Source organism: Calditrichota bacterium (assembly GCA_013152715.1).
Classification (GTDB): domain Bacteria; phylum Zhuqueibacterota; class Zhuqueibacteria; order Thermofontimicrobiales; family Thermofontimicrobiaceae; genus 4484-87.
Map to the genome: position 1 here is coordinate 1 of JAADFU010000100.1, position 21910 is coordinate 21910.

A 21910-nucleotide genomic window follows, 5' to 3' on the forward strand; every position below is an offset into this window, starting at 1 on the left:
ATTATGTACTCCTTATCTTAATTATTTGTTTTTATAGTAATAACCATTTAGTTAATACTGTGCTAACCCATAAACCCCGCAGTTAGCGTTATGCGCAATTAGAAATTGTTAAAAAAATTAGTTGAAGCATAAGGAAACCTATACTATATTTAATTAGACGATTAAATATTTTAAGGAGGTTCTCCCTATGCTTCAAGACAATATAACACATTTTTTAGACTATTGCAAGAATTCTGATTTTTCTGAACGATCAATTGAGACCTTGTCATTCCGATTAAATGAATTCAATAAATTTGTTCAAACACATTCAATCTCTTCAATTGATAATATTAAATACCAACATCTCCTGCAATTCGTTGCTGATTATGGCACACCATCACCGTCTGTCAAGAAAGCCCGAGTGTGGAGCCTGCACCAGTTCTTCCATTACTTGAGACTGCAACAAATCATCAAAGATAACACTGCCCTTAAATTACCCTATCCCAAAATCGAAAAAAAGATCACCCAGTTCTTAACTGAGGATGAATTCAAGTGCATCCTTAACTATTTTACCCAGCAGGCAACGGACAGCCAAGGACTTCGAAATCTTTTAATGATCTTGATTATGGGACTGCTGGGACTCAGAACAGCAGCTATTGTTGCTATCAATATCCAGGATGTTGACCTGGCAGAAAGCCGATTATGGATCCAGGAAAAAGGATACTGGCAAAAAACAAAAAAGTCCATTCCATTACCGCAAGTATTATGTCAATTACTTTCTGAATATATCAAACAACTGGATGAGAAACAACAACCATTATTTTTGTCACGTCGAAAAAAACGGTACTCACCACGGTCACTGCAAAATTTATTCAGAAATGTCGCCGATCAACTGGGCATCGAGAAAAAACTCCATCCCCACCTGTTCCGGCATACCGCGGCGACTCAAATTAATCAAGTCGCCGGATTGCAAATAACCCAATGCCTGTTAGGGCATCAGAGCATTAAAAATACCAATCATTATGCACATCTCAACCCAGATGTTTATGCTGTGCACATGAAAAATCATCCCTACATGACATTTGATCTATAAACAGGAGCATATTTATGAATACGTTAATCGAACAATTTAGAAAAGAACTGATAGAAATCGCGCTTTATGCTGACGACACTGTTGCCAACTACGTCTCCTGTATTTACAAATATGTCGAGTTCATTCAAACGCATTTTGAAATAGATCACATTAAATCAACGCCAAACCATCTCAAACAATGGATGGCTCACTTGAAAAAAACTGGCGTTAGCAATAGCCGGCTCAACCATCACCGATCAGCACTGAAAAGCTTTTTTACCTTTCTGGTAAAAATGAAACTGATAGACAATAATCCGGCTGAGGGATTGTTCCTTATTAAAAAAAGTAAGAGCAATCTCAATCAACCAATAAACAAAGACACTGCCTTTAAACTGCTCAAAGCCATGGACCGCTCCACCTGGATTGGTGAGCGCAACTTTATGATCATCTCATGCCTGTACGCCCTGGGACTCCGAAGACAAGAGTTAGCCAATCTAAAAATCAAAGACTTTGATCCCAATCACGACCCGCAAAATAAAATCGGGCTGTTGACCGTTCATGGCAAAGGACGAAAACAACGGGCGCTATTTGTGGTCGATAAATTATACGACAAGTTGAGTAAATATTTGAATCGTCCCGTTCCGCTAACTCATCTGAACAAGAAGTGTAACCTAAAATTCAAACCCATATTCCCCAGCAGAAACGGCGCCATTCTTACTGGCGACCACATCTTAAAAATCGTGCACCAGACAGCAGAAAAAGCCGGTATCAAACAACGAATCACCCCCCATGTCTTAAGACACTCCTTTGCCACTGAAATGTATCTGGCCAAAACGCCAATCAATGACATCGAAGACATGATGGGACACGAGAATCACACCGAAACCGCACTTTATATTCATGTCCCCGATGATCTCAAAAAACAGGCGCTGCAGACCATCGCTATTGAAAGCAAATTCTCATAGCCCTACATCTATGACGCGAATCCCAGACTATCACGATAATCGGGAAGGAAATAACCCATGATTAATGGACAAACTGTTAGCAAAGAACATTTTTTTAGCCACGTCGATGACTTCATGGACTACCGAAAAACAATCTATGAAGTATCAGATCAGACCATCAAAAGCAATCATATCGATATCAACCTTTTCAGGGATTTCCTCGATATGGAAAATTATTTTTATATCGACGGTCACGCGGTGATGAATTTTCAGTATTATCTCAAACAACAGCGACTCAACTGCGGGGCGTCCATCAATCGCAAAATCTTTACGCTCAGGAGCTATTCCAAATATCTTAAATTAGAGCAGGTTCCTTATGTCGATACCCTGCCGTTTTACGATGTGTTGAAATGCAGACTGGGCTATAAAAGTCGCGCTAACGCTTTGTCCAAAGAACAGGTGAAATCAATTTTCCAATCCATTGAAAGAGATTCTTGTTTAAGCGTCAGGGATTACGCTGTTTATGCCTTGATGTACAAACTGGGGCTGCGCATCGGTGAAGTGCATAAACTCAATTTAGAAAACATCGACTTCGACAGCAGAAAAATAACTGTGCTCGGCAAAGGCAATAAAAGACGAACCCTATATTTAGATGATGAAATGATCGCCATCTTAATGCACTGGGTCGCTGTCAGAAAACAGTTCCTCAATTATGATATATCCAATGCCCTATTTATCTCTAAAAAAGGCAATCGCTTAGCTATCAGAACTATTGAGGATAATTTTAAAAAAATTATCAAAAAGCTAAAACTAACCGTCCCTTTTAATGTAACCTGTCATACGCTAAGGCACTCTTTTGCTTCTCATCTTAACGATGAACAAGTGGATATATTAGTGATCCAGGATCTGTTGGGACACGCGACGCCGCGAACCACAGCCGATTATTACATTCATCCGTCAGAGAAAAAAGTAAGAGAAGCATTGGAAAAATTGCCCGGCGTAATTTATATGAATCAGTTAGTCCAATCCGGACTACTGAAATTTCAATCAGCTTATAAAAAACGTGAATGACTTGTGTGCTTTTATTGCTGAATTGACAATTTCTATTTGTTCTTGAAAATCTCTGGGAGACTTACGCCTTGTTTGTATTTTTTTAAAATAAACATTGCTTTTATCAGAATAAGATTTTATATTTCTCTATCCATTTAACGGCTTCCTTATGTTTAGGCTGCTTTTTTGACTTCCTTATTGCGCCTAACTCGGTCATTTACCGCGGGGTTCGGCACGGGTCAGTTGCCGAAACCATACGGCGCACTGAGCTACCAGATTGCGGATATTCAAGCAATCGAATTTGCGCAGAGTGGTTTCGGTCAACTGAATGTATGTGTTAGCCGATTATTTTCAATATTTCCTAATTCTCTAATCTATCACAATACATTTCAAAAAATTCGACAATCTTTGGGATAAAGGTATCAAAAGTCGGATATTGAGCACGATTTTTTCTATACTCATCAATATAATTATAAAGATCTGAAATAAAAATAAATCCCGCTCTTTCATTATGTTTTATTCTTAAATACCTGCTTAACCAATTTGAAATCCCATTATCCCTTCGATAATGTAAATCTACTGCTATTGTCAAAGACTCATAATACATAATTTGCCAACTTCCATAAGCATTACCTTTTAATTTGTCTTGAACATGAGAAAATATACATTTACCAGTTTTTTCCAATTGAGTCAAATTTGAATCTACGAGTGGATTTATATATGAATGCAAAAATTCGTGAGCAAGAGTGCCAAGAGTTGCGTCTCCAAAATATCTACCCCAGATTGACGGTTGTATCCCTTTAAAGCAATAAAATTCATTTACTTCACCAACCTTTATTTTTGCACTATAATTGAATCTACCGTTTAATAAACATAATATTACTTTAAAACGATTATTCGATTGTGCTCCAAAAAATGAAGTAAACCATTCAAGATTAAACTTATTTTGAATTATTTCTCTTGCTTCTGTTTCTATTTCCATATATAAATCTGTATGGGCTGAATAAAAATCGTAAAAATTGCTCTCTTCAGAAAATTGTTTCATCTTTTTTATGAAATTTATTACTTCATCTTTTCTCCATCGGTTATCTATGTCAGAAAAGGGTATTTTGTCATCAAATTCAAAATTAGAATTTATATATAGAGCTATATTCATCGGAGCGTTATATGCTATTCCCCGAGTGTTGATTAATTGTTCAGCATATTTTACTGCAGGATGATCTCGTAAATGACTAAAATGTTTTTCTACATCTCGAACATAACTTTTGACTTCTCCTTTATTATATTCTCGTTTTCCAGTTAATCGAAAAATAATACTGGTTAATTCCACACGGGGGTCCACGCTTATTTCTATCACTTCTTTTGATTGAGCTATTGCTGGAAAATTTACAAATATTATATAACTAATCAGAATTATTACAAAATACTTAACTTGAATTGCTTTCATAATTTTACTTTTATCGGCTAACGTGATGATGAACAAGTTTCGTAAGCTACTATAGACAACATATTTAGTCGCATAACATAAATTGCAATCTTTTCTGTAGGTGATTAAAAAAATAGAAATTAACCCATTTTATTAAGAAGTATGAAATCATGTTATGCGACTCATATATCAAAATTAAAGAGAGTCAACGGGGCTGCTCAGAGTCCTTCATCGCCTGTATTTAAAATATGCATGAATGTTGAAGCTGTGAGCGCCATTTGCATCTTATGGTTGGTTGAGTATATTATAAAAAAATAAAATAAAATTGTCAAGTAAAAAATAGAAGAAATAGAAAAAAATTACGCTCTTGATAAAAACTAAACAATGTGATTAGTGCGGTTTTTTTTGTCATACAATTTCTTTCAATGGGAATACTCATATAGGAAGAAAAAACTATGATTAAAAAAAAACCGCCTCAAAATCAGGGCGGTTTTTTTAGAAATTACATGTATGTTGGGCTAAATCTTGTGCTTTTTCAACTCTTCCAACAAGTCATTCATTTTAATCGTCGCCAATCCGATGACTTTGTCGGCGCCGCCGTAGTACACGTAAAGTTCGTCGCCGATGAGGACGGTTCCTTCGGGAAAAACGACATTGGGCACGTCGCCATTTAATTCGTAGCGGCGTTCTGGTTCCAAAATCGGTTTCGGATAGCGCGCAATGACGCGTTCGGGAGATTCCAAATCCAGCAATGCGACGCCAGCGCGGTAAACAGAATTCTTGTCCACACCGTGATAGATCAAAACCCAGCCTTGTTCGGTTTTGATCGGCGGAGGCCCGGCGCCAACTTTGTTAGCTTCCCAGTCAAATTCTGGTTTCATTACGGTAAATTTATCCAATTCGGAAAAATATTGATTCCAATAGCCATTGCTGGGCCGCAAAAGTTGTTCGATGTTATCGAAAAACGCGAATTGAATATTAGGTTCAACTCGGTGAATGAGAATAATTTTTCCGCCGACTGGCTCCGGGAACAACATGGCATCTTTGTCCCAGACGTCAGGAACAACGATGCCGTACTTGGTGTAAGTTTCAAAATTTTCAGTGGAAGCGGCGCAAATGCGAACCTCTTTGCCGTCATATCCCGAATAAAAAATGTAATATTTACCATCCAAATACGTGACGCGAGGGTCTTCGCAGCCTTTTTTTTCATAAGGGTATGTTCGACAAATAACGGGCTCGGGTCTTCGTTCAATAACATTTTGGTTCAAATCCAATTTGGCGTAGCCGATAGTGGAAAAATTTTCCCCTTCCACGGCGCGGTAAAGCATGTGAATGACGTCGCCTTCTCTGATCGTCGCCGGATTCAATACGGCGCGCGATTCCCATGAATTTTCCGCTAACGGTTCTAAAATCGGCCCTTTAATTCTTTCGAGTCTCATTCCTCAGCCTTCCTTTTCCTCTCCTAATAATTCTTATTGCTGATTTGATTATACCTGTACAAAATGATCTTCGCTTGATTCCCTGCATCCCCATTCTTTTACAGGGCATCAGTCGGTTTTTGATTTCAATCACATTAGAGCGATTAAAAGTTTCCAATATAATAAAAAAAATTAGTAAATGCAAGTAATTGTAAAATGTGAAGAATTTTTAGAAATATGAATTTGTCAATTTTTCTTTTCGAGCGTGATTTTAAATGAACGCGTATTGGCATAGAAAGTTAAATTGATTATTTTTCCGGTTGGCAAAAAATATTTTTTCAGTAAAATGTCGGAAGTGCCCTGAACTACACCCTTTTCTTTTTGCACAGGCTTTGCAAAAAGAAATTCATTTGCCGCTGAATTATGCGCGACCTCCAGCATTGCCGTCAGCCCTTCGATGGTTGACTCGGCGCCTGAATTTTTGTTCACCGAGTCTTTGCCGTTAATTCCGTCAAAAGTTCGTCCTGTTTTCGGGTCGTACATCGGCGTTGCCGCCGGATTATTGCCGGTGAGCCAGGAAGCAGTCAAACCAGCCAATTGCGCGTATTTGATTTCGCCGGTAATTTTTGCCAATCGAATTAATCCCACTGCCTGGCAACGGATGCCATAAGCAATTTGCGGAAATTGCGTTTTTTCCCCATCCAGAGTTAACTCCCGCAATCTACCGGTGATGAGCATTTTTGCTAAAAAATTGGCCTCTTTTTTAAGCGCCCTTAAAACAGTCGAATCGCCGCTAATTTCAAAAAATTCAGCCAATGCCTGCATTTGAGAATTTCCCCAATCGTGCCACACATTTTTCCAGGAGAGGAACGCTCCTGCCGCTGAAAAACGATCGGGCAATTGCATCAAAAGAATGCCCTCGACCAATTTTCGGGCTGAGGCAAGCAGTTCCGCGTCGTCGTATCCTCTGAGATATTGATTTACACCCAACAAAAACTCCGCGGTGGCATCGGCGCCATATTTATTGATCAGCCACGTCGGGTACTTAATTCCGTTTTCGGTGGTGGTTTTCGGATAATTTTGTAAAATATTTCGCAGCGGCAATTTGCATTTCAAAAATGCTTTTTTCAAAGAATCGGCAAAATCAGGGTCAATGGGGCGAAATACCTGCGTTGCTTTTCCGATCGCCCAGTATCCGCGCGCTGCCCAAAAATCGAATTTCTTTTTTGACGTTCGTCCCGATCGGTTGATTGTCGTGTCTGACAGAAGAAAGTTGTAAAATTCGCCGTCATCGGTTTGCATTTTGAGAATAAAATTCAACAGGCGATGCGCATCTGCCAGCACAGTCGAATCCTTGCCCAGTTCAAAATATCGCAGATAGAGCGCCGTGGCCCGCGCCGCGTCGTCGACGCAGGAGATGCCTTCTGCGTCCGCGTCAACCCAGTTGTAGTCAGGAAAATCGCTGTAAATATGCACGATGTCAAAAGTGTCGCTTTGGGCGTAAATTGTCTGAGTCAAATGCTTCAAATGATTGAAATTCACCCGCAGCATTTTTTGTTTTTTTGCACCGCAGGAGATAAAAATCAGACTCGCGGCGAGAACGAAAGTTGTCACGCATGTTAATTTTTTATTGATGTACAAAAAAATCCCTCAATTTTTCAATCCGCTACTGGCCATACTTTCGATGAAATATCTCTGGAAAATGCTGTAAGCGACGATGATCGGCAGTGCCAGCAGGGTTGCCGCCGCCAATTTGACGCCCATGAGTCCTTCTGCCTGACCGCCAACAACGAAAATGGTCACAATTTGCGGCATGGTCATCAAATTTCTTTCGTGAATCACAATCAGGGGCCAGAGCACTTCATTCCAGACAGTCATGAACGTGATGATTCCCACAGTGATGATCGTCGGCACTGACAGCGGCCAGAAGATGCGAAATAAAACGTGAAATTCGGAGCAGCCGTCGATGCGTGCGGCTTCGACTAAGTCCTGGGGAATTGTTAAAAAATGCTGCCGAAACAAAATGATGGCAAATGTGTTCACCAGATAGGGGACAATCAGCGCCAGAAAAGTTTCCGTCCATTTGAATTTGACCATCAGAATGTACTGCGGAATCAGCGTGATTTGAAACGGCAGCGTCATGGTGAACAAAATCAGTCCGAACATCAATTTTTTACCGCGAAATTGCAGTCGCGCCAGAGAGTAGCCAATCATCGAGCTGAAAACAATGACGCCTAAAGTGACCATGGAAGCGACAAACAAGCTGTTGAGAAATGCCCGTATGATAGGAATTTTCTGAAAGACCAATTTGTAACTGTGCAGAGAAACAGAGGACGGAATAATGCCAAAACCGCCGATTTCCGCCTCTGGTCTCACTGTCGCCGAGATCATCCACAAAAACGGATAGATGAAAATAATTGTCCAGAAAATTAAAAAGCCATAAAATGATAGTTTTTTTAACATCGTCAAAGCCAGTATTTTCTAATAGTACACATCCGATTCAATCACTTTTTTCTGAATTAAAATTACGGAAAAGACAACGGCGGCGAAGAAAAAGCCCAGCGTGGCGGCATAGCCCATGTGATAGAAAGAAAATGCCTGCTGATAAATGTACAGCATCGCCGAAAGTGTGCTGCCTAACGGGCCGCCCCCGGTCATAATGTACGGCTCGATGAATAGCGAGAAACCGCCGATCGTCGATAAAATGACCACCATGATCATGGTGGGGTTAATCATTGGCAGCGTGATGTAACGAAATTTTTGCCAATGCGAAGCGCCTTCCAAATCCGCGGCTTCGTACATGTAAGTGGGAACCGTTTGCAGACCAACGAGAAACAAAACGACATACAAACCGACGTTTTTCCACGTTGCCATGATGGCGATGGACGGCATGGCAAGTCTGGGGCTCGTGAGCCAGGGCAATTTTGGCAGATGCAAACTCGCAAGCAGCGTATTGAGTACGCCGGTATCCTGAGCGTAGAGCTGCTGCCAGAGGATGGTAATGACGACGCCGGAAACGACAACCGGCATAAAATAGGCGGCGCGGAAAAAACCACGAAAGCGGATTTTTTGATTCAAAAATTCAGCCAGCGCCAGCGCTACCGTTATTTGCAAAGGGATATGAATGAATAAAAAAATTAGCGTGTTAATCAGCGATTTGAAAAAAAGTCCGTCATGTGCGAGACGAACAAAATTTTGCAATCCCGTCCATTGCATCGGGGAAATGATATCCCAGCGATGGAAAATGAGCAAAAATGAGAACGTAATCGGAAATGCCGTAAATATTGAAAAATGAATAATGTACGGCAGGGAAAAAATGTAACCGATTTTGTCGCGTTTCCCTTTTTTGCGAAACATTAAATCACTCCATAATCAATCTGGCGCGTTCGGCAGCGTCATGCACAGCCTGTTCCGGGGACTTAACTCCGTAAATGACGCTGGCTTCAAATTCTTTGGAAATGGCGTCAAAAATTTCTCTCAGCACCGGGGAACTGTCCGCACCACGCACATATCGGGCCTGCTCTGCGAAAACCACTTTTCTCGGATGCGTTTTAAAATAGGGCGCGAACAAACTGTCCTGCAAAATATTTTTTCGCAGCGGCAATTGATCCGCTGTTTCTAACAGCAGCAAATCCGCATGTCTGGAAACGAGAAATTTAGCGAATTCCCATGACCATTTTGGATGTTTGGTATTTTTGAAAATGACAATGCTTTTGTAATCGCCATAGGTGAAAGCAGGTCCCTCGGAGTAGGAGGGACGTGGCACAGGAACGAAATCGTATTCAAAGCCTTCAGGTTTGTATTTTTCGATTTGCGTAATCGCCCAGGGTCCCGTAAAACGACTGGCGACAATTTCATTGATAAAAACGTCTGCTCTCGCGTCCATTCTTTCCCGCGGGAAATAGCCTTTGTCAAATAGCGTCTTCAAAAATCGGAAGACGTCTACGGCAGCCTGATTGTCGAAAACGATGTTTCCGTTCTCGATCAGTGTTCTCCCGCCAGAAGCGGCGATGTACAGCGGGTAGAAATCAAAAAAGCGCTGCCACCAGGTGACGAGAATCTGCGTGATTCCGATCCAGCGGTCAATGTAGCCGTCGCCGTCTCTGTCGCGGGTGATTTTTTTTGCAGCTTTTAAATATTCCTCGAATGTTTTCGGTGGCTTTTCAAATCCGGCTTCTCTGAAAATATTCTTGTTGTATGCCATCATGATGGGATTCGTTTTCCAAAGAATCTGGTAAACATGACCATCTTTGGATTTGGACTGTTGAAAAACATCCTCGGAATAGCGGCTCGTGGCGAATGAGTCAAAATTGGCAAAAGTGTCCAACTGCAACAAAGCATCAGCGCGGACGTAAAGTTCGATATCGCCAGGCCACATGTTGGAATAGATGTCGGGAGTAGTTTTCCCGACGACTGCGGCTAAAACAACCTCTTCGCTGGATCTGCCTTCCGGAATCGGTTGGTGTTTGATGTGGACATTCGGGTGTATTTTTTCCCATTCCGCCACCAATTCTTCGGCGAGATTGATTTCGTACTGATTATTCGCCGACCAATAGGTGAGCGTGATTTGCTCGCCTTGCCCTGATTTCCGCGACTGACAGTTCAAACAAAACATGAGAGAGAAAATGGAAATTAATGAAATTAATTTTTTAAAATAATGAAGTTTATGAGAGAAAAATTCATCAAAAGTCATGTCTGTCCTGGAATTATAAACTTCTTCAAGAAAAATTGTAATACTCAACTTATTTCGACACTTCAGCGCTGAACCCGAAACTCAAAACCCGAAACTCTTGCTCCACAACTCACAGCGTAATTCCCACAGTAATAAGATGCACATTCTGCAGCCGACCGAATTCAAGAAATCCGTAATCAAATTTCAGTGGGATATGATACAGACGGTTCAGATCAGCGCCCACGCCAAATGTGAAACCTTCTTCTCCGTCGCGCAGGAAAAGATTTCGATAACCGCCGCGCAGGAAAAACAGCTCGCGCAACGCATACTCGAGTCCGAAGTTCATGCTTTCGGTGTTGTCCGTTGGCTGCACCGCATCTATGCCGACAGTGATGCGATTCAAGTCCGTGTCCCAAATTTCCATCGCCACGCCAACCTGAAAAGTAAGCGGCAAAGGCCAGGAGTCAGTTTTTAGTTCCGAAAAAATTTCATCGTTATTGCCGAGATGTTGCGGGTCGAGGTCGTAATAATGGACTAAATCCTCCCCGCTCATGCGCATATCTGTCCCAAAATTGGAAAGGCAGGCGCCGATTCTCATGCCGTGAAATCCGGTAGTGAACAAAGTCCCCAAATCAAGCGCGAAGCCCTGGGCCGTCTCTTTCCAGATTTGTTGTCGAATATATTTTCCGGTGAACCCGATGGAAAATCTGTCAGTCAAATTGACGCCATAGCTCAGGGCGAGGGCGATGTCGTTGGAACTAAAATATTCTCCTGTCCCCAACGGCCTTTCCTCAGTGCGCACGAGCATGTCTTCCATATTCAGCGACAAAATACTTACGCCGACTGCGCCCAAGCGTCCGATGGGAAGCGCAAAGCCAACAAAATCATAGCCGATGCCTGCGAGCCAATTTGTGTGCGAAAACATCCCTTCTGGTTGTGAAAGTCTGGCAATGCCTGCCGGGTTCCAATAGAGCGCCGAAGCATCATCGGCCGTGCCGACAAAAGCTGCGCCCATACCGCTGGCTCTGGATCCGACTCCGATGGTTAAAAATGGCGCCGCAGTGTCGCCAACTTTTGAGACGTCGCTCCCTAATTGCGCTCGTGAGACCGAAGCGAACATCATGAAAAAAATGATAAAACTGGCAATTGACTTTTTCATGGTATGCTCCCTGTTTATTACGTAAAGACTTTCATTGCTAATTTTGAAGACTATTTTTATTTTTTTAACTAGCGCTGTCAGCAATGGTCTTATTTCATTCTCATTTCACAAACAAAAATTTCTTTTTTTGAGAAAAATCAAACGCTTTGAATTCGCAAATATAAATTCCCGAACTGACGAAATTATTGCTGTCATTTCTGCCGTCCCAGCGTAATTCATGGACTCCGGAGGGCTGGAATTCATCTACCAATGTCCTTACACGACGCCCCAGAATGTCAAAAATGACCAGTGAAATCTTCCCGGCACGGGCATTCTGGTAACGGATGCAGGTAATGGAATTGAATGGATTGGGGAAATTTTGCCAGAGATAAAATTTATCCGGCACAGCGTTTTCGCGCATTTTCACATCGGCTGCAAGCCGGAAAATATTCTGAATTTCCTCATCAGATAGCGCGTAATCGTAGATGCGAATTTCGTCGAGTAGCCCTTTAAAATTGTAATCCGAGTCCGGCAGTTCCTGACCAATAGTCAAATCGACGGCTGTTTTGTTGATTCTGCCGCTGTGATTTGCAGCATTGTCCAAATTTCCGTTCAAATAAATTTTCATCCTTTCGCCGTCGTAAACAGTTGTGACATTGTAATTGACGCCGGTTTGCATTGCCGTTTGCGAATCCAGGTCTTTTATGCCGATGTTGGTGTAAACTGTCCAGCGCAATTTCTTTTCCGGCGTAATGGAGATTTTCCAGCGATTTTTCCAACTGCCGTGCGAAATAGGGTAGGACTCCCGATTAAAAAGCTCGTCGATATTCATCCAGAAACTGACAGTGATCGCCTCTTGAAAATTGAGCAGATCGTCATTCGGGACGCGAATTAAAGCGTAACTGCCGTTAAAAAAATAGGCATTTTCTTCATTTCCCCAGGAATCAGTCGTCAGCGTCGCTCCCTGAACAATGCCGTGAAAGTCATTTCCGCTTTCGTCATTTGCATTGCCGCGAAACGGATAATAGGCGAGGGGAATGCCGATGGTGATATTTGTTGAATCCTGAACCACAATCCCGATGCTATCCAACGCGCTGCCGCCGTGAGGATCAGAAACCTGACAACGAATGTAATAAAATCCTTCTATTTCCGGCGCAGTCCAAGCTGCCAAAGAATCGTTCGCTGAAATTGTTCCGGCTTCTGCAGACCACTGAAAATTCAGCGAATCTCCATCTTCATCCCAGGCGCTGCAGACAAGTTGGCTCTGGCCTGATTTTTCAACACGCCGCGGCGCAGCACTAATACGAATTATTTCAGGATTGTGATTGACAAAAGCAACTGTTTTTATTGAAAATATTGCCGTGTCCAACCCACCGTGCTGATCGTCCGCAATGCATTGGATTTCCCAATTCCCGGCAGTGTCCGGCGCGATCCAGGTGAGCGAAGATTCTGTGCTGCTTACGGAATCAAATTGACTCTTCCAGTGATAGAGCAGCAAATTCCCCTCGCGGTCCTCAGCGGTGCAGTAGACTCTTGTGCTATCTCCGAAAACCAGCACAGTATCTGCCGCTGCAAGAGCTTTGATTCGCGGCGGGAAATTTGAAACCGCAGACCCGGAATGGTAATCCGCAACTTCGCCATTGACGAGCATTTTGTCTAGATCAAAACTTACTTTGCCATTTGCAGGCAGGAATTCTACAATAATAGCATCATTCGCCGGAATTTCGACTTGCTGCTCGCCGCTGACATTTTCCGTCAAAAAAGTATTGGAAATGACTTCGTAAATTTTGACGCCTTCCGATCCCACGTCGATGGTCACATATTTTGGCGAATCATACGGATTGAATAACAGAAAAACCGGAAATCCATTGTGCTGGAAATAATCTGTTTTTCGCAAATCTAATTTTAAAATATAAGGTACATCGGTGGTGTCAACAATAGCGCCTAAAATTCCCACATGAGATGATCCGTAAAGCGCAAAGTTTGTCTCTGCCCAGCCTCCTTCGACGGCGTCGCCGGTGGCAAAGGGGCTGATTCCGGTGTGCCTGCCGTATTCGCGCAACGCTTCGTGGGCAATGTAGCTGTTCGGATCAAATTGTTTCGCCCATTCCTCTCCGTCCTGGTGTTCGTCCGGCAGAAATTTCCAGTAAAAAAGCCGCGACGCGTTAGCGAGATTGAGCATCCATTTTCCGACAGCACGGGCAAATCGTTCGTCGTAACGCACCATGGGAACCAGCGCACCCGCCATCTCAAAGCCGTTCATGGCAAAAGCGTAACCGGCGTATTTTGCTTCGCCGATTAATCCGTCGCAGTCGTAGCCGCCCCAGTTGCCCAATGTCGCGCCCCAGCTTCTCACATTTTCTTTTGCGTCAAAACACCAATTGACCATTTTTTCGACATCGTACTTTGTGCCGAGTTCAGCATTCATCCTTGCGGCAGCGTAAACGCCGTAGGGAAGCTGAAGCTCATAGGCAGGATTTGATTGCCATTTATCCAAAAATTCCATTGCCCATTCTGCGCCGATGCGATATTTTTCCTCTTTGGTGCGAGCGTAAGCATGGTACAAAATCCAGGCAATGGCGCCGGCGGCTTCCGGCTCTTTCACGCCCACTGTCAGCGGAGACATGGTGGACAAACTCCACGCCCGATAATTCATGTAAGGCCTTTGCCACGGCGTAGCTTGTCCGCCCATTTTTTTTACAGCTTCTAACCAGCGATCCGCGACGAGACGAAATTGCCGCTCGAAATCACCGCTGCCAGGGTACAAATCATAAAGCTGATAGAAAAATACATTGGGCATGGTATCGTACCACCAGTCATTTCCGCTATTGCCCACGGGGTTGTTCAAATAAACATTCTCCTGGGGTCTGTTATTGAAAAATTCCTCGCACATCAACGGCCAATTGTAACCAAACTGGTCACTTTTGTCGATTCCGGCCAGCGATGCGCCGATGACAGCAGGCAAAATATTTATCGCCTCCGCGCCTAAAGGATTATGAGTTCCCACGTAGGAATGCAAAATGAAACTTTCCTGCTCAGGATAATTGATTGTTGCATGATTGATTTGAATCAAGGGCAAATATTGTCCCGAAGCCTGCAAATCAAAAACAAGGCTGTCGTAGCCGATTGCCACTTTTTTCCAGTCGCGCATTTCGTACGGCGCGGGGAAATTCGGCATCCTTTCAATGCGATCAATATCGATTCGCTGTGTTAATCCTTTTGTCTGAAAAATAAAGATGAAGGCAAAAATGCCAATTAATTTGATCGCTGAAATTTTATTTTTGAAAGCAGTCATGAATTCAATTTATCCTTATGCGAGAAAATTATTTGATCACCGCGAACTTGCCGATGTGTTCGCCGACTCCTGGCGCGTCGACGTGATAAATATAAACGCCGTAGGCGATGTCCATGCCGTCTTTGGAAACGAGATTCCAGGGCACGGCTCCCACCGGCGTGCCGGATTTCGGTTTTCCCGGGTCAAATTCCGGACTGTGATAATACGCGCCGTTGTACTCGATGGTGTCGACGAGATAGCCGCGCACGGTGTAAATGCGAATGGTGCATTTTTGCGGCAAATTGCAAAACCAAATACGTCTTTCGCCGCGTCCTTTGAGAAATGGATTCGCCCGCTCCCAGGTTGCGGCAGCGACGTACGGATTTGGCACCACGTAAATATCGTCCAGCGCTGATTTGGCGACATTTTCCTCGAATTTGACTCCATTCACCGAAAACCGAAACGTATCGCCGCTACGGAATGGCTTGTTTGTAATTATTTGGTAAACATCCCCCGGTTGTGGCGGAATTTGTTCCTCAGTGGAATCCGTCAAGAAGCTCACGCGCCAAGTGACGTTTCTTTTGAAATATTTCACATCCGGATTGTCCACATAAATGAGAATTGATTCGGTCGTGTCCGGCGTCAGCGTGCCGTCTGCTACGTCATCGCGGAAGAAAAATTTCGCCGGCACATTTTCAGTGACGTTCCACACGGAAAATTTCACCGGTAGCGCTTTGAATGTACCCAAACCCGCGTCGGAAGTGTCGATGTAATCGTCGGAAAAAGTAATTTCGAAATCAGCCGGGTAGGGGATACTGATGTTCAAAGTCGGATTAAACTCACTGGAGAAAGCCGGATCAAAATCGATGATTGTTTTATAAGTCGTTGTTCCGATTTTCCACCCGCTTTTTTGATAATCGACTTTAGCTTGCGGATCATTGTAAATATCCACAACTAATCCGTTAAAAAGCGGCGTCTCAAACTGCGGGCTGATGACCTGTTCCGGCACGATAACTTTGCCTGTCGTTGAATCCGCGATGGTCACCCAGACTGCACCCTCGTTGTGAAATTTTGCCGTGTCCCGAAAAGCAATTTCGTAAGTATGGCCATCCTTGATCGAATCATCTTCCACAAAATGGATTTCAACCGATCCCGTAGCGGGGCCTGTTTTATAAATTGCATTTTCATATTTGTCTGTATTCAAAGACGGCTGTTGATAACCGGCGGCGTAAGGATTAGGCGTGACAATCGCGCAGTTGATGTCCGGAACAAGATTCCCGGCAATATCTGTTTCGATGCGATTGGAACAGGTCATGGGTTCGATGCCTTCAAGACCATTCTCTGTCGTATCAATTTTGCCGTGATCGTATGAAAGCACTGAATAAAAATAGGTTTGCCCATTTTGCACAGTGGTATCAATGTAAATATGCCGCAAACCGGTATTTTTTCCCAGATTGAATTTGATGCCTTCTTCAGCAATCGGGTGCAGTCCCTCATATTGGTTTATCAGATCGAATTGCGCCAAAATTCCTTCTTGTTGCAAAGGTAAGTAATAATATTCATCACCGTAGGAGTTTGTAATTACCAGGTTTTCCCGGAAATTCGGTTCGGTGGAGCGCAAAATCATGTAACCTTCAAAATCGTACTCCTGCAGAAAAGGATCCCATGATTTTTCCGCGACGTTGTCCCAGCGCAAAATAACTTTTCTGTCGCCGGCAGTCGCGGTCAGTTTGGGCTTGTCCGGCGGAACGGCAAAGCGGTAGTCGTTGTCGTAAATGGACTGCACCGTCTTTTTGCGCCGCGCCAGCGTCTCCAGATCATCGGCAAAAAGCAAAGCCATGGAATAATTTTCCGTTTGCCCCGCTTTGAGTCGAAAAGGACCGGATGAGAAAAACATGCCCAAATTCCCGCCGACGAGAGGGTCCGGCGGATTTTCGTAAGGACTGCGCGAAGTGCTGAATACATCCCAATCCTGCTCATCGTTGGTAAGCTCGTAATAGTGAACATTGAAAATATCAAATCCTGTCAGACCGATTTGATCGGATTCGTCTTTGTCTGTTTTGCCAAAATTTGGCTCGCCGGGCAGGTTTCCGCTCCCGAGCGTGGGAATTCCGTCGCCTTCACCTTCGTCCGGACCTTCGTAGCCCGGATCGTAAGGACCGACTCCGTCCATTCCCACATCGTCATTCAGGGGCTCGCCAACGTCCCAGACGCCATTTTCGTTGAGATCAGTGAAAGGATGCCAGTCGCCGTCCTCGTCGCCTTCCCAGTGAGGCACAGGATCTCTGCTGTAATATTTTTTAAATGCATCGACGTCGATCACTCCGTAGGGATATTGATCCAGCCATTGGCCTGGACCATTGACGCGCGATTCATTCAACAGACCATCGCCGTCGTTGTCTCTGTCGTCGTAGGTAATGCCGGGGCTTTCCAGAAAAGCAAATCCACCGTAGCCAACCTTCCAACCGCGAAATCCGGTGCCATCATAATCCCAGGCGTAAGCAATGTCAAGTTCCAGATTGTAAGACCCGGCGTCATCCATGTTATCCATATCTTCGCCGGGAAGATCGCCTAAACCCCAGTCAGTATAAAACGAGTAATACACGCTATCGTAATCTGTTTTGCCTTCATTGGTGATAAAATAGAGAGCAAAAATCGCATCGCGCGCCAGCACTTCGCTCCATTGGAAATATCGCGCGGCAACTTCTATTCCCAGACCACGACGAGTGGTATCGTCCGGGTCAGGGTAAAAATCCCATTCTTCGTCCAGATCGTCGTCAAAAACAAAATATGTCTCCAGCGCTGCTTGCGATTTTCCTTTCCCGAACCAGCCGTTCCAGTAGCCGTCCCAAGAAGGCGGTTTATCTGGCCAGCGCAGAGGCCAGGTAGAAGGATCGTCACTCATTGCCGGAGAATCTGAGCCTTCGCTGAAATATCCCGGCAGCGGCGCCCAGCCCCAGAGTTCACTTGTGTTTTCCGGGTTGACATCCACGAATTCGCGGTATTGCGTTTCCATGGGATGAATGACTTTCCCGCTGCGATCATGAGTGGCGGCGCTCACAATCAGTGCGACGCCGTCCTGATATTCATGTCCGGTTCCTTGAGGCCATTCGCAGGAAGGCGAAAACGGGTGTTCTGCAATTTCGCCCCAATTTTTAAATCTGGTGGCTATTCGATTCCCGTCCATAATGCCGATGCGCAACATGTTCAGATCGCCTGTGTGCGGATCCGGCTCCCGCTGCTGGATTGTTTGGCTGAGCAAAAAAGCGGGGAAGATCAAAAGCCAAAAAAATGTTACTATAATTAATTTCTTTTTCATAGGACTTCCTCTTCAGTTAAATCCTATTTATCGTCAAACATTGAGAGAATGAAATTTAATTAAAATTCAAGCGACAAACCAAGCTGAATCTCTCGCGGCGCAGAATAAAAATCCGGTCGTACAAAATAGTCTTGCAAGTCGTTGATCCCGCGCGGATGCAAATAGCTCTGATGGAACGGAGTTAACGAATAACCGGCGCGTCCGGTGTCCGGGAAAACCTCATTTTCATTGAGCCGGTCGAATAGATTGAAAATTCGCACAAATGCCGTGTATTTCAAACTGCCAAGCCGGAAATTTTTGTAATAGTACAAATCAAAGCGATACATAAATGGTTTTCGTGAATTGTTTTCGATGTAGGCGCCTGATCCGTAAACTGAAGTGTAGGGAAATCCGGTGGCAAAACGACCAATGATGCTGATATTGTAGCTTTCCGTTTTTCCAAACGATAAAGTTGCATTAATCTGATGCCTTCTGTCCCAGTCCAACGGGCGCATCTGCTTCAGCGTTTCCTTCCCGGCTTGCGTATTCAGGAAAGCGTCGTTGGGATCGCTGGCATTGCCCTTTGCGATTTGAAACGTGTAATCAATTGTGCCGCCGACGCCCAAAATTCCTTGAGTTTGTCGTTTTTCCAGAGAAATGGTAACGCCTTTGATGTTCGCGTAATCACGGTTGATGTATCGGGAATAATATCCCCCGGTGTACAATTGCAGCACTTGGGTACTGAGCAAATTTCTGATGTCTTTTCTGTAAATTGTGAGGTCCAGGGCGAAATCATCTGATAGTTGTTGCTGTAAACCGATTTCGTAAATGACTGTTTTTTGTGGTTTCAGAGAAGCATTTCCCAAAACGTTTAAAGCGCTGTTTGGCGGCGGAGAGACGGTGCTTTGCAAATAATAGAGCTCAAATTCCGGATTAACGTAAAGATAGTCTAAATTCGGCGTTTGAAAAAAGTGGCCATAAGAAACATGAATCACGCCGTTGCTCGTAATCGGATAAGCCAACCCCAGCCGCGGGCTGAGCTGATAAGTTGCTTTGGCTTTTTTTCGCGGAGAAGTCGTCGGATTAACGTAATCAATGGGAACTTCGCCGTCCGGATCGAAATAATCGAAACGGATTCCTGCGTTAACAATCATGTAATTGAATTCCATTTTATCCTGCAAATAGGAAGAAAATTCAACCGGATAATGCGTATATTGGTTGTTGTTAAATGAACTTTCCGGAGGAATTCTGTTGGTGCTGTTGGGCACAACCTCAAATTCATGCAGCCACAACTTGTGTCTTTTTGCCTCGAGTCCGAATTTAATTTGATGGGTGTTAGTGGCTTGGCTGGTCAAATCAAGTTTTGCCAGCGAAGTCGTTGTGCTGCGCTGGAAATTCCACATTTCCATGCCGCCGCTGATAAAAGCATTGGCGCCTGAATCCTGCAAGCGCCGCTCCGGCACGTAACGCGGGTCGTTGGGATCTTCGTAAACGTATTGTTTATATTTTGTGGTGAAATTATTTAATTTCAAAGAGAAAAAAGTCCTGCCGTTGAAAACGTGCGTCCAGATTAAACTATTATTGAAACCACGAGTGTAGCGTTTGTAGGTGCCGTCCGGATTGAGTCGAAATTGGTGAACATAGTTGCGATTGAATAAATCTTGAAACAGAATTTCGTAATTTAGTTTGTCCATATCTGATAATTTGTAAGTCAATTTAAACAAGGAGGTGATGCGCTTTGTCGGCGCCATGGGAACAGCGTCGGCTTTGTCAATCAGTTCGGTTGCGGTTTCTTTGGAAAAAGGATAAGTTTTGCCGTGAGACATGATTGTCCATTTGTTCATGTCAGAGGCGGAAAAGTCGGAATGATCATTGGGCTTAAAAACATCTTTTCCGTAGAGATAGCCCGCTTTGTCGAAATAACGACCGTTAGCATAAAAGCTAAACTTTTTGCCTAACAAAGGCAGAGGCCCGCTCAAGCTCGCTTCCAGATTGTAAGTGGGATTAATGCTCTCGATATTCCAGAAAATATCTTTGTGCGTACTTACATAATCGCCGAAATAGGTGGAAAGCGAGCCGCTGAAATTCTCGCCCCCCTCTTTGGTGACAATATTTACCACACCGGACATAGCCTGTCCGTATTCGGCATTGAAAGTTCCGCTGATGACTTCCAGTTCGGCGATGGCGTTATTTTCTACCTGAAAAGCGTAGGTTCCGGAATAGACGTCATTAACCGGAATGCCGTTGATCATGTACATTACTTCGCCGCGGCGGCCGCCGCGAAAATGGCCGTCAACTACGCCGGCTTGCAAATTAACTATGTCTTCGAAATGATCGACAGGCAGATTGGCGATCGTTTTTGATCCCACAACAGATTCCGATGAAGTCAGGTCCATCTGCACTAAAGGTCTCTTGGCGACAATGGTGACTTCTTCGCCCATTTCCAGCACGGTTGTTTCTAACTGAAAATCAATGCGTGTGGTTTTGTCGATGGAAATTTGTACATTTTCATAGCGTACGCTTTTGTAGCCAATCATATCGGCTTTGACCGTGTAAATTCCGGGCGGAATGCGCAGAATGATGTAGTCCCCTTGTAAGTCGGTGGCAGCGCCCAAAGACGTTCCTTCAACAATGACATTGACGCCGGGCAAACCTTCGCCGGTCTCTTTGTCCACGACTCTTCCCGCCAATTTTCCTGTGGTGCCGGAAAAAACCGGCGAGCCCAGTGCGGTAAAGAGCGCGATCAATGCTAACCATTTGAACCAATTCGTTCCCATTCTTTTTTCCTTTCCCTAAATTTCATGAATGAGAAGGGAATTAAAATCAGGGCGCTGGATCTCTGTTGTCCAACGCCCTGAAAATTTGCCAATTATTTAAGCAAAGTCATCCGTTTAGCCGTCACAAAATTACCGCTGCGCAGAGTCAACAGATACACGCCGCTGGTCAGCGGTTTGCCGACGTCGTTTGTGCCGTCCCATTCAATTTTGTGAGAACCCGCCGCATTAAATCCGCTGAACAAGGTCTTTACCTTTTGTCCCATCAGATTGTAAATCTCGATTTGAATCTTGCTGTCTTTGGGAACATTGTAGGCAATAGTTGTCGTTGGATTAAATGGGTTGGGGTAATTTTGCTGGAGGACGAATTCTTTCGGTAACTCGAAACGGGCGTAATTGTTGGGATCGTTCACGCCTGTCGGAACTTCGACCATGGTCACTTTTTTAACCGAGAAGTCGTCATACCAGACTTTTCCCACAGGATAAGAGGTGAAACGCGCGCGGACAGAAACGCCGGCCGCATCTTCCGGTGATTTGGAAATCACGCTGTATTCCACCCAGCCATCGGATTTTTCGGTGCGTTGATCAAAATAGTAGAACTGATCGCCGCCGGTCAAATCCCATTTTTCGCTGATGGGAGCTTTGTGATAGAAAAAGCACATGCCGAGACGGTTATTGTCGCGGTCGGGAACGACATTCGACGGTAAGTAGCTTTCGCCAGTGTTAATGCTGTCGCTCTTCGCCATGACGCTGATTTTGTACCAGGTGTTGGCTTCTGCTGCCACAGGCTCAGAGTAAAATACCATCTCGTCGTCGTTATCGTCCCATTCGTGCAACAATGCCGACCACTGTCCGCTGTAAACCG

General features: G+C 44.1%; 14 protein-coding genes. 3 read left to right on the forward strand and 11 right to left on the reverse strand.

Annotated elements, in window-relative coordinates; translation table 11 throughout:
- Positions 1 to 187: 187 nt before the first annotated feature.
- From GXO74_08350 to GXO74_08360, 3 genes are read left to right on the forward strand one after another with little or no spacing between them, the layout of a single operon-like run.
- On the forward strand, positions 188 to 1072 hold the full coding sequence (locus GXO74_08350) for a tyrosine-type recombinase/integrase (protein NOZ61679.1): 885 nt from the start codon (positions 188 to 190) through the stop codon (positions 1070 to 1072).
- A 14-nt stretch (positions 1073 to 1086) separates the two neighbouring features.
- Entirely contained in the window at positions 1087 to 2016 is a 930-nt protein-coding gene (locus tag GXO74_08355) for a tyrosine-type recombinase/integrase (protein NOZ61680.1), read from the forward strand.
- A 57-nt stretch (positions 2017 to 2073) separates the two neighbouring features.
- On the forward strand, positions 2074 to 3066 hold the full coding sequence (locus GXO74_08360; protein NOZ61681.1) for a tyrosine-type recombinase/integrase: 993 nt from the start codon (positions 2074 to 2076) through the stop codon (positions 3064 to 3066).
- Positions 3067 to 3406: 340 nt separating this feature from the next.
- Here GXO74_08360 and GXO74_08365 read toward each other — a convergent pair whose 3' ends face one another.
- The 11 genes from GXO74_08365 to GXO74_08415 all read right to left on the reverse strand — a co-directional run.
- Positions 3407 to 4492, reverse strand: a complete 1086-nt coding sequence (locus tag GXO74_08365; protein NOZ61682.1) for a DUF4932 domain-containing protein — start codon at positions 4490 to 4492, stop codon at positions 3407 to 3409.
- Between the two features lie 497 nt (positions 4493 to 4989).
- A complete protein-coding gene (locus GXO74_08370) occupies positions 4990 to 5910 on the reverse strand; it encodes a glycosidase (protein NOZ61683.1) in 921 nt (306 codons plus the stop codon).
- Between the two features lie 225 nt (positions 5911 to 6135).
- Complete coding sequence (locus tag GXO74_08375) at positions 6136 to 7530, reverse strand: hypothetical protein (GenBank protein ID NOZ61684.1); 1395 nt, start codon at positions 7528 to 7530, stop codon at positions 6136 to 6138.
- Positions 7531 to 7539: 9 nt separating this feature from the next.
- Positions 7540 to 8352: a carbohydrate ABC transporter permease gene (locus GXO74_08380; protein ID NOZ61685.1), complete on the reverse strand. Its 813-nt coding sequence runs from the start codon at positions 8350 to 8352 to the stop codon at positions 7540 to 7542.
- Between the two features lie 18 nt (positions 8353 to 8370).
- Positions 8371 to 9246: a sugar ABC transporter permease gene (locus GXO74_08385; GenBank protein NOZ61686.1), complete on the reverse strand. Its 876-nt coding sequence runs from the start codon at positions 9244 to 9246 to the stop codon at positions 8371 to 8373.
- A 4-nt stretch (positions 9247 to 9250) separates the two neighbouring features.
- Positions 9251 to 10582, reverse strand: a complete 1332-nt coding sequence (locus GXO74_08390; protein NOZ61687.1) for an extracellular solute-binding protein — start codon at positions 10580 to 10582, stop codon at positions 9251 to 9253.
- Positions 10583 to 10691: 109 nt separating this feature from the next.
- Positions 10692 to 11720, reverse strand: a complete 1029-nt coding sequence (locus GXO74_08395; protein NOZ61688.1) for a PorV/PorQ family protein — start codon at positions 11718 to 11720, stop codon at positions 10692 to 10694.
- A gap of 100 nt (positions 11721 to 11820) precedes the next feature.
- A complete protein-coding gene (locus GXO74_08400) occupies positions 11821 to 14994 on the reverse strand; it encodes a laminin G (protein NOZ61689.1) in 3174 nt (1057 codons plus the stop codon).
- 28 nt (positions 14995 to 15022) lie between these two features.
- Complete coding sequence (locus tag GXO74_08405; protein NOZ61690.1) at positions 15023 to 18292, reverse strand: hypothetical protein; 3270 nt, start codon at positions 18290 to 18292, stop codon at positions 15023 to 15025.
- Positions 18293 to 18351: 59 nt separating this feature from the next.
- Positions 18352 to 21048: a TonB-dependent receptor gene (locus GXO74_08410; protein ID NOZ61691.1), complete on the reverse strand. Its 2697-nt coding sequence runs from the start codon at positions 21046 to 21048 to the stop codon at positions 18352 to 18354.
- A 92-nt stretch (positions 21049 to 21140) separates the two neighbouring features.
- Positions 21141 to 21910: T9SS type A sorting domain-containing protein (locus tag GXO74_08415; protein ID NOZ61692.1), on the reverse strand; the 770-nt coding region annotated here is incomplete at its 5' end.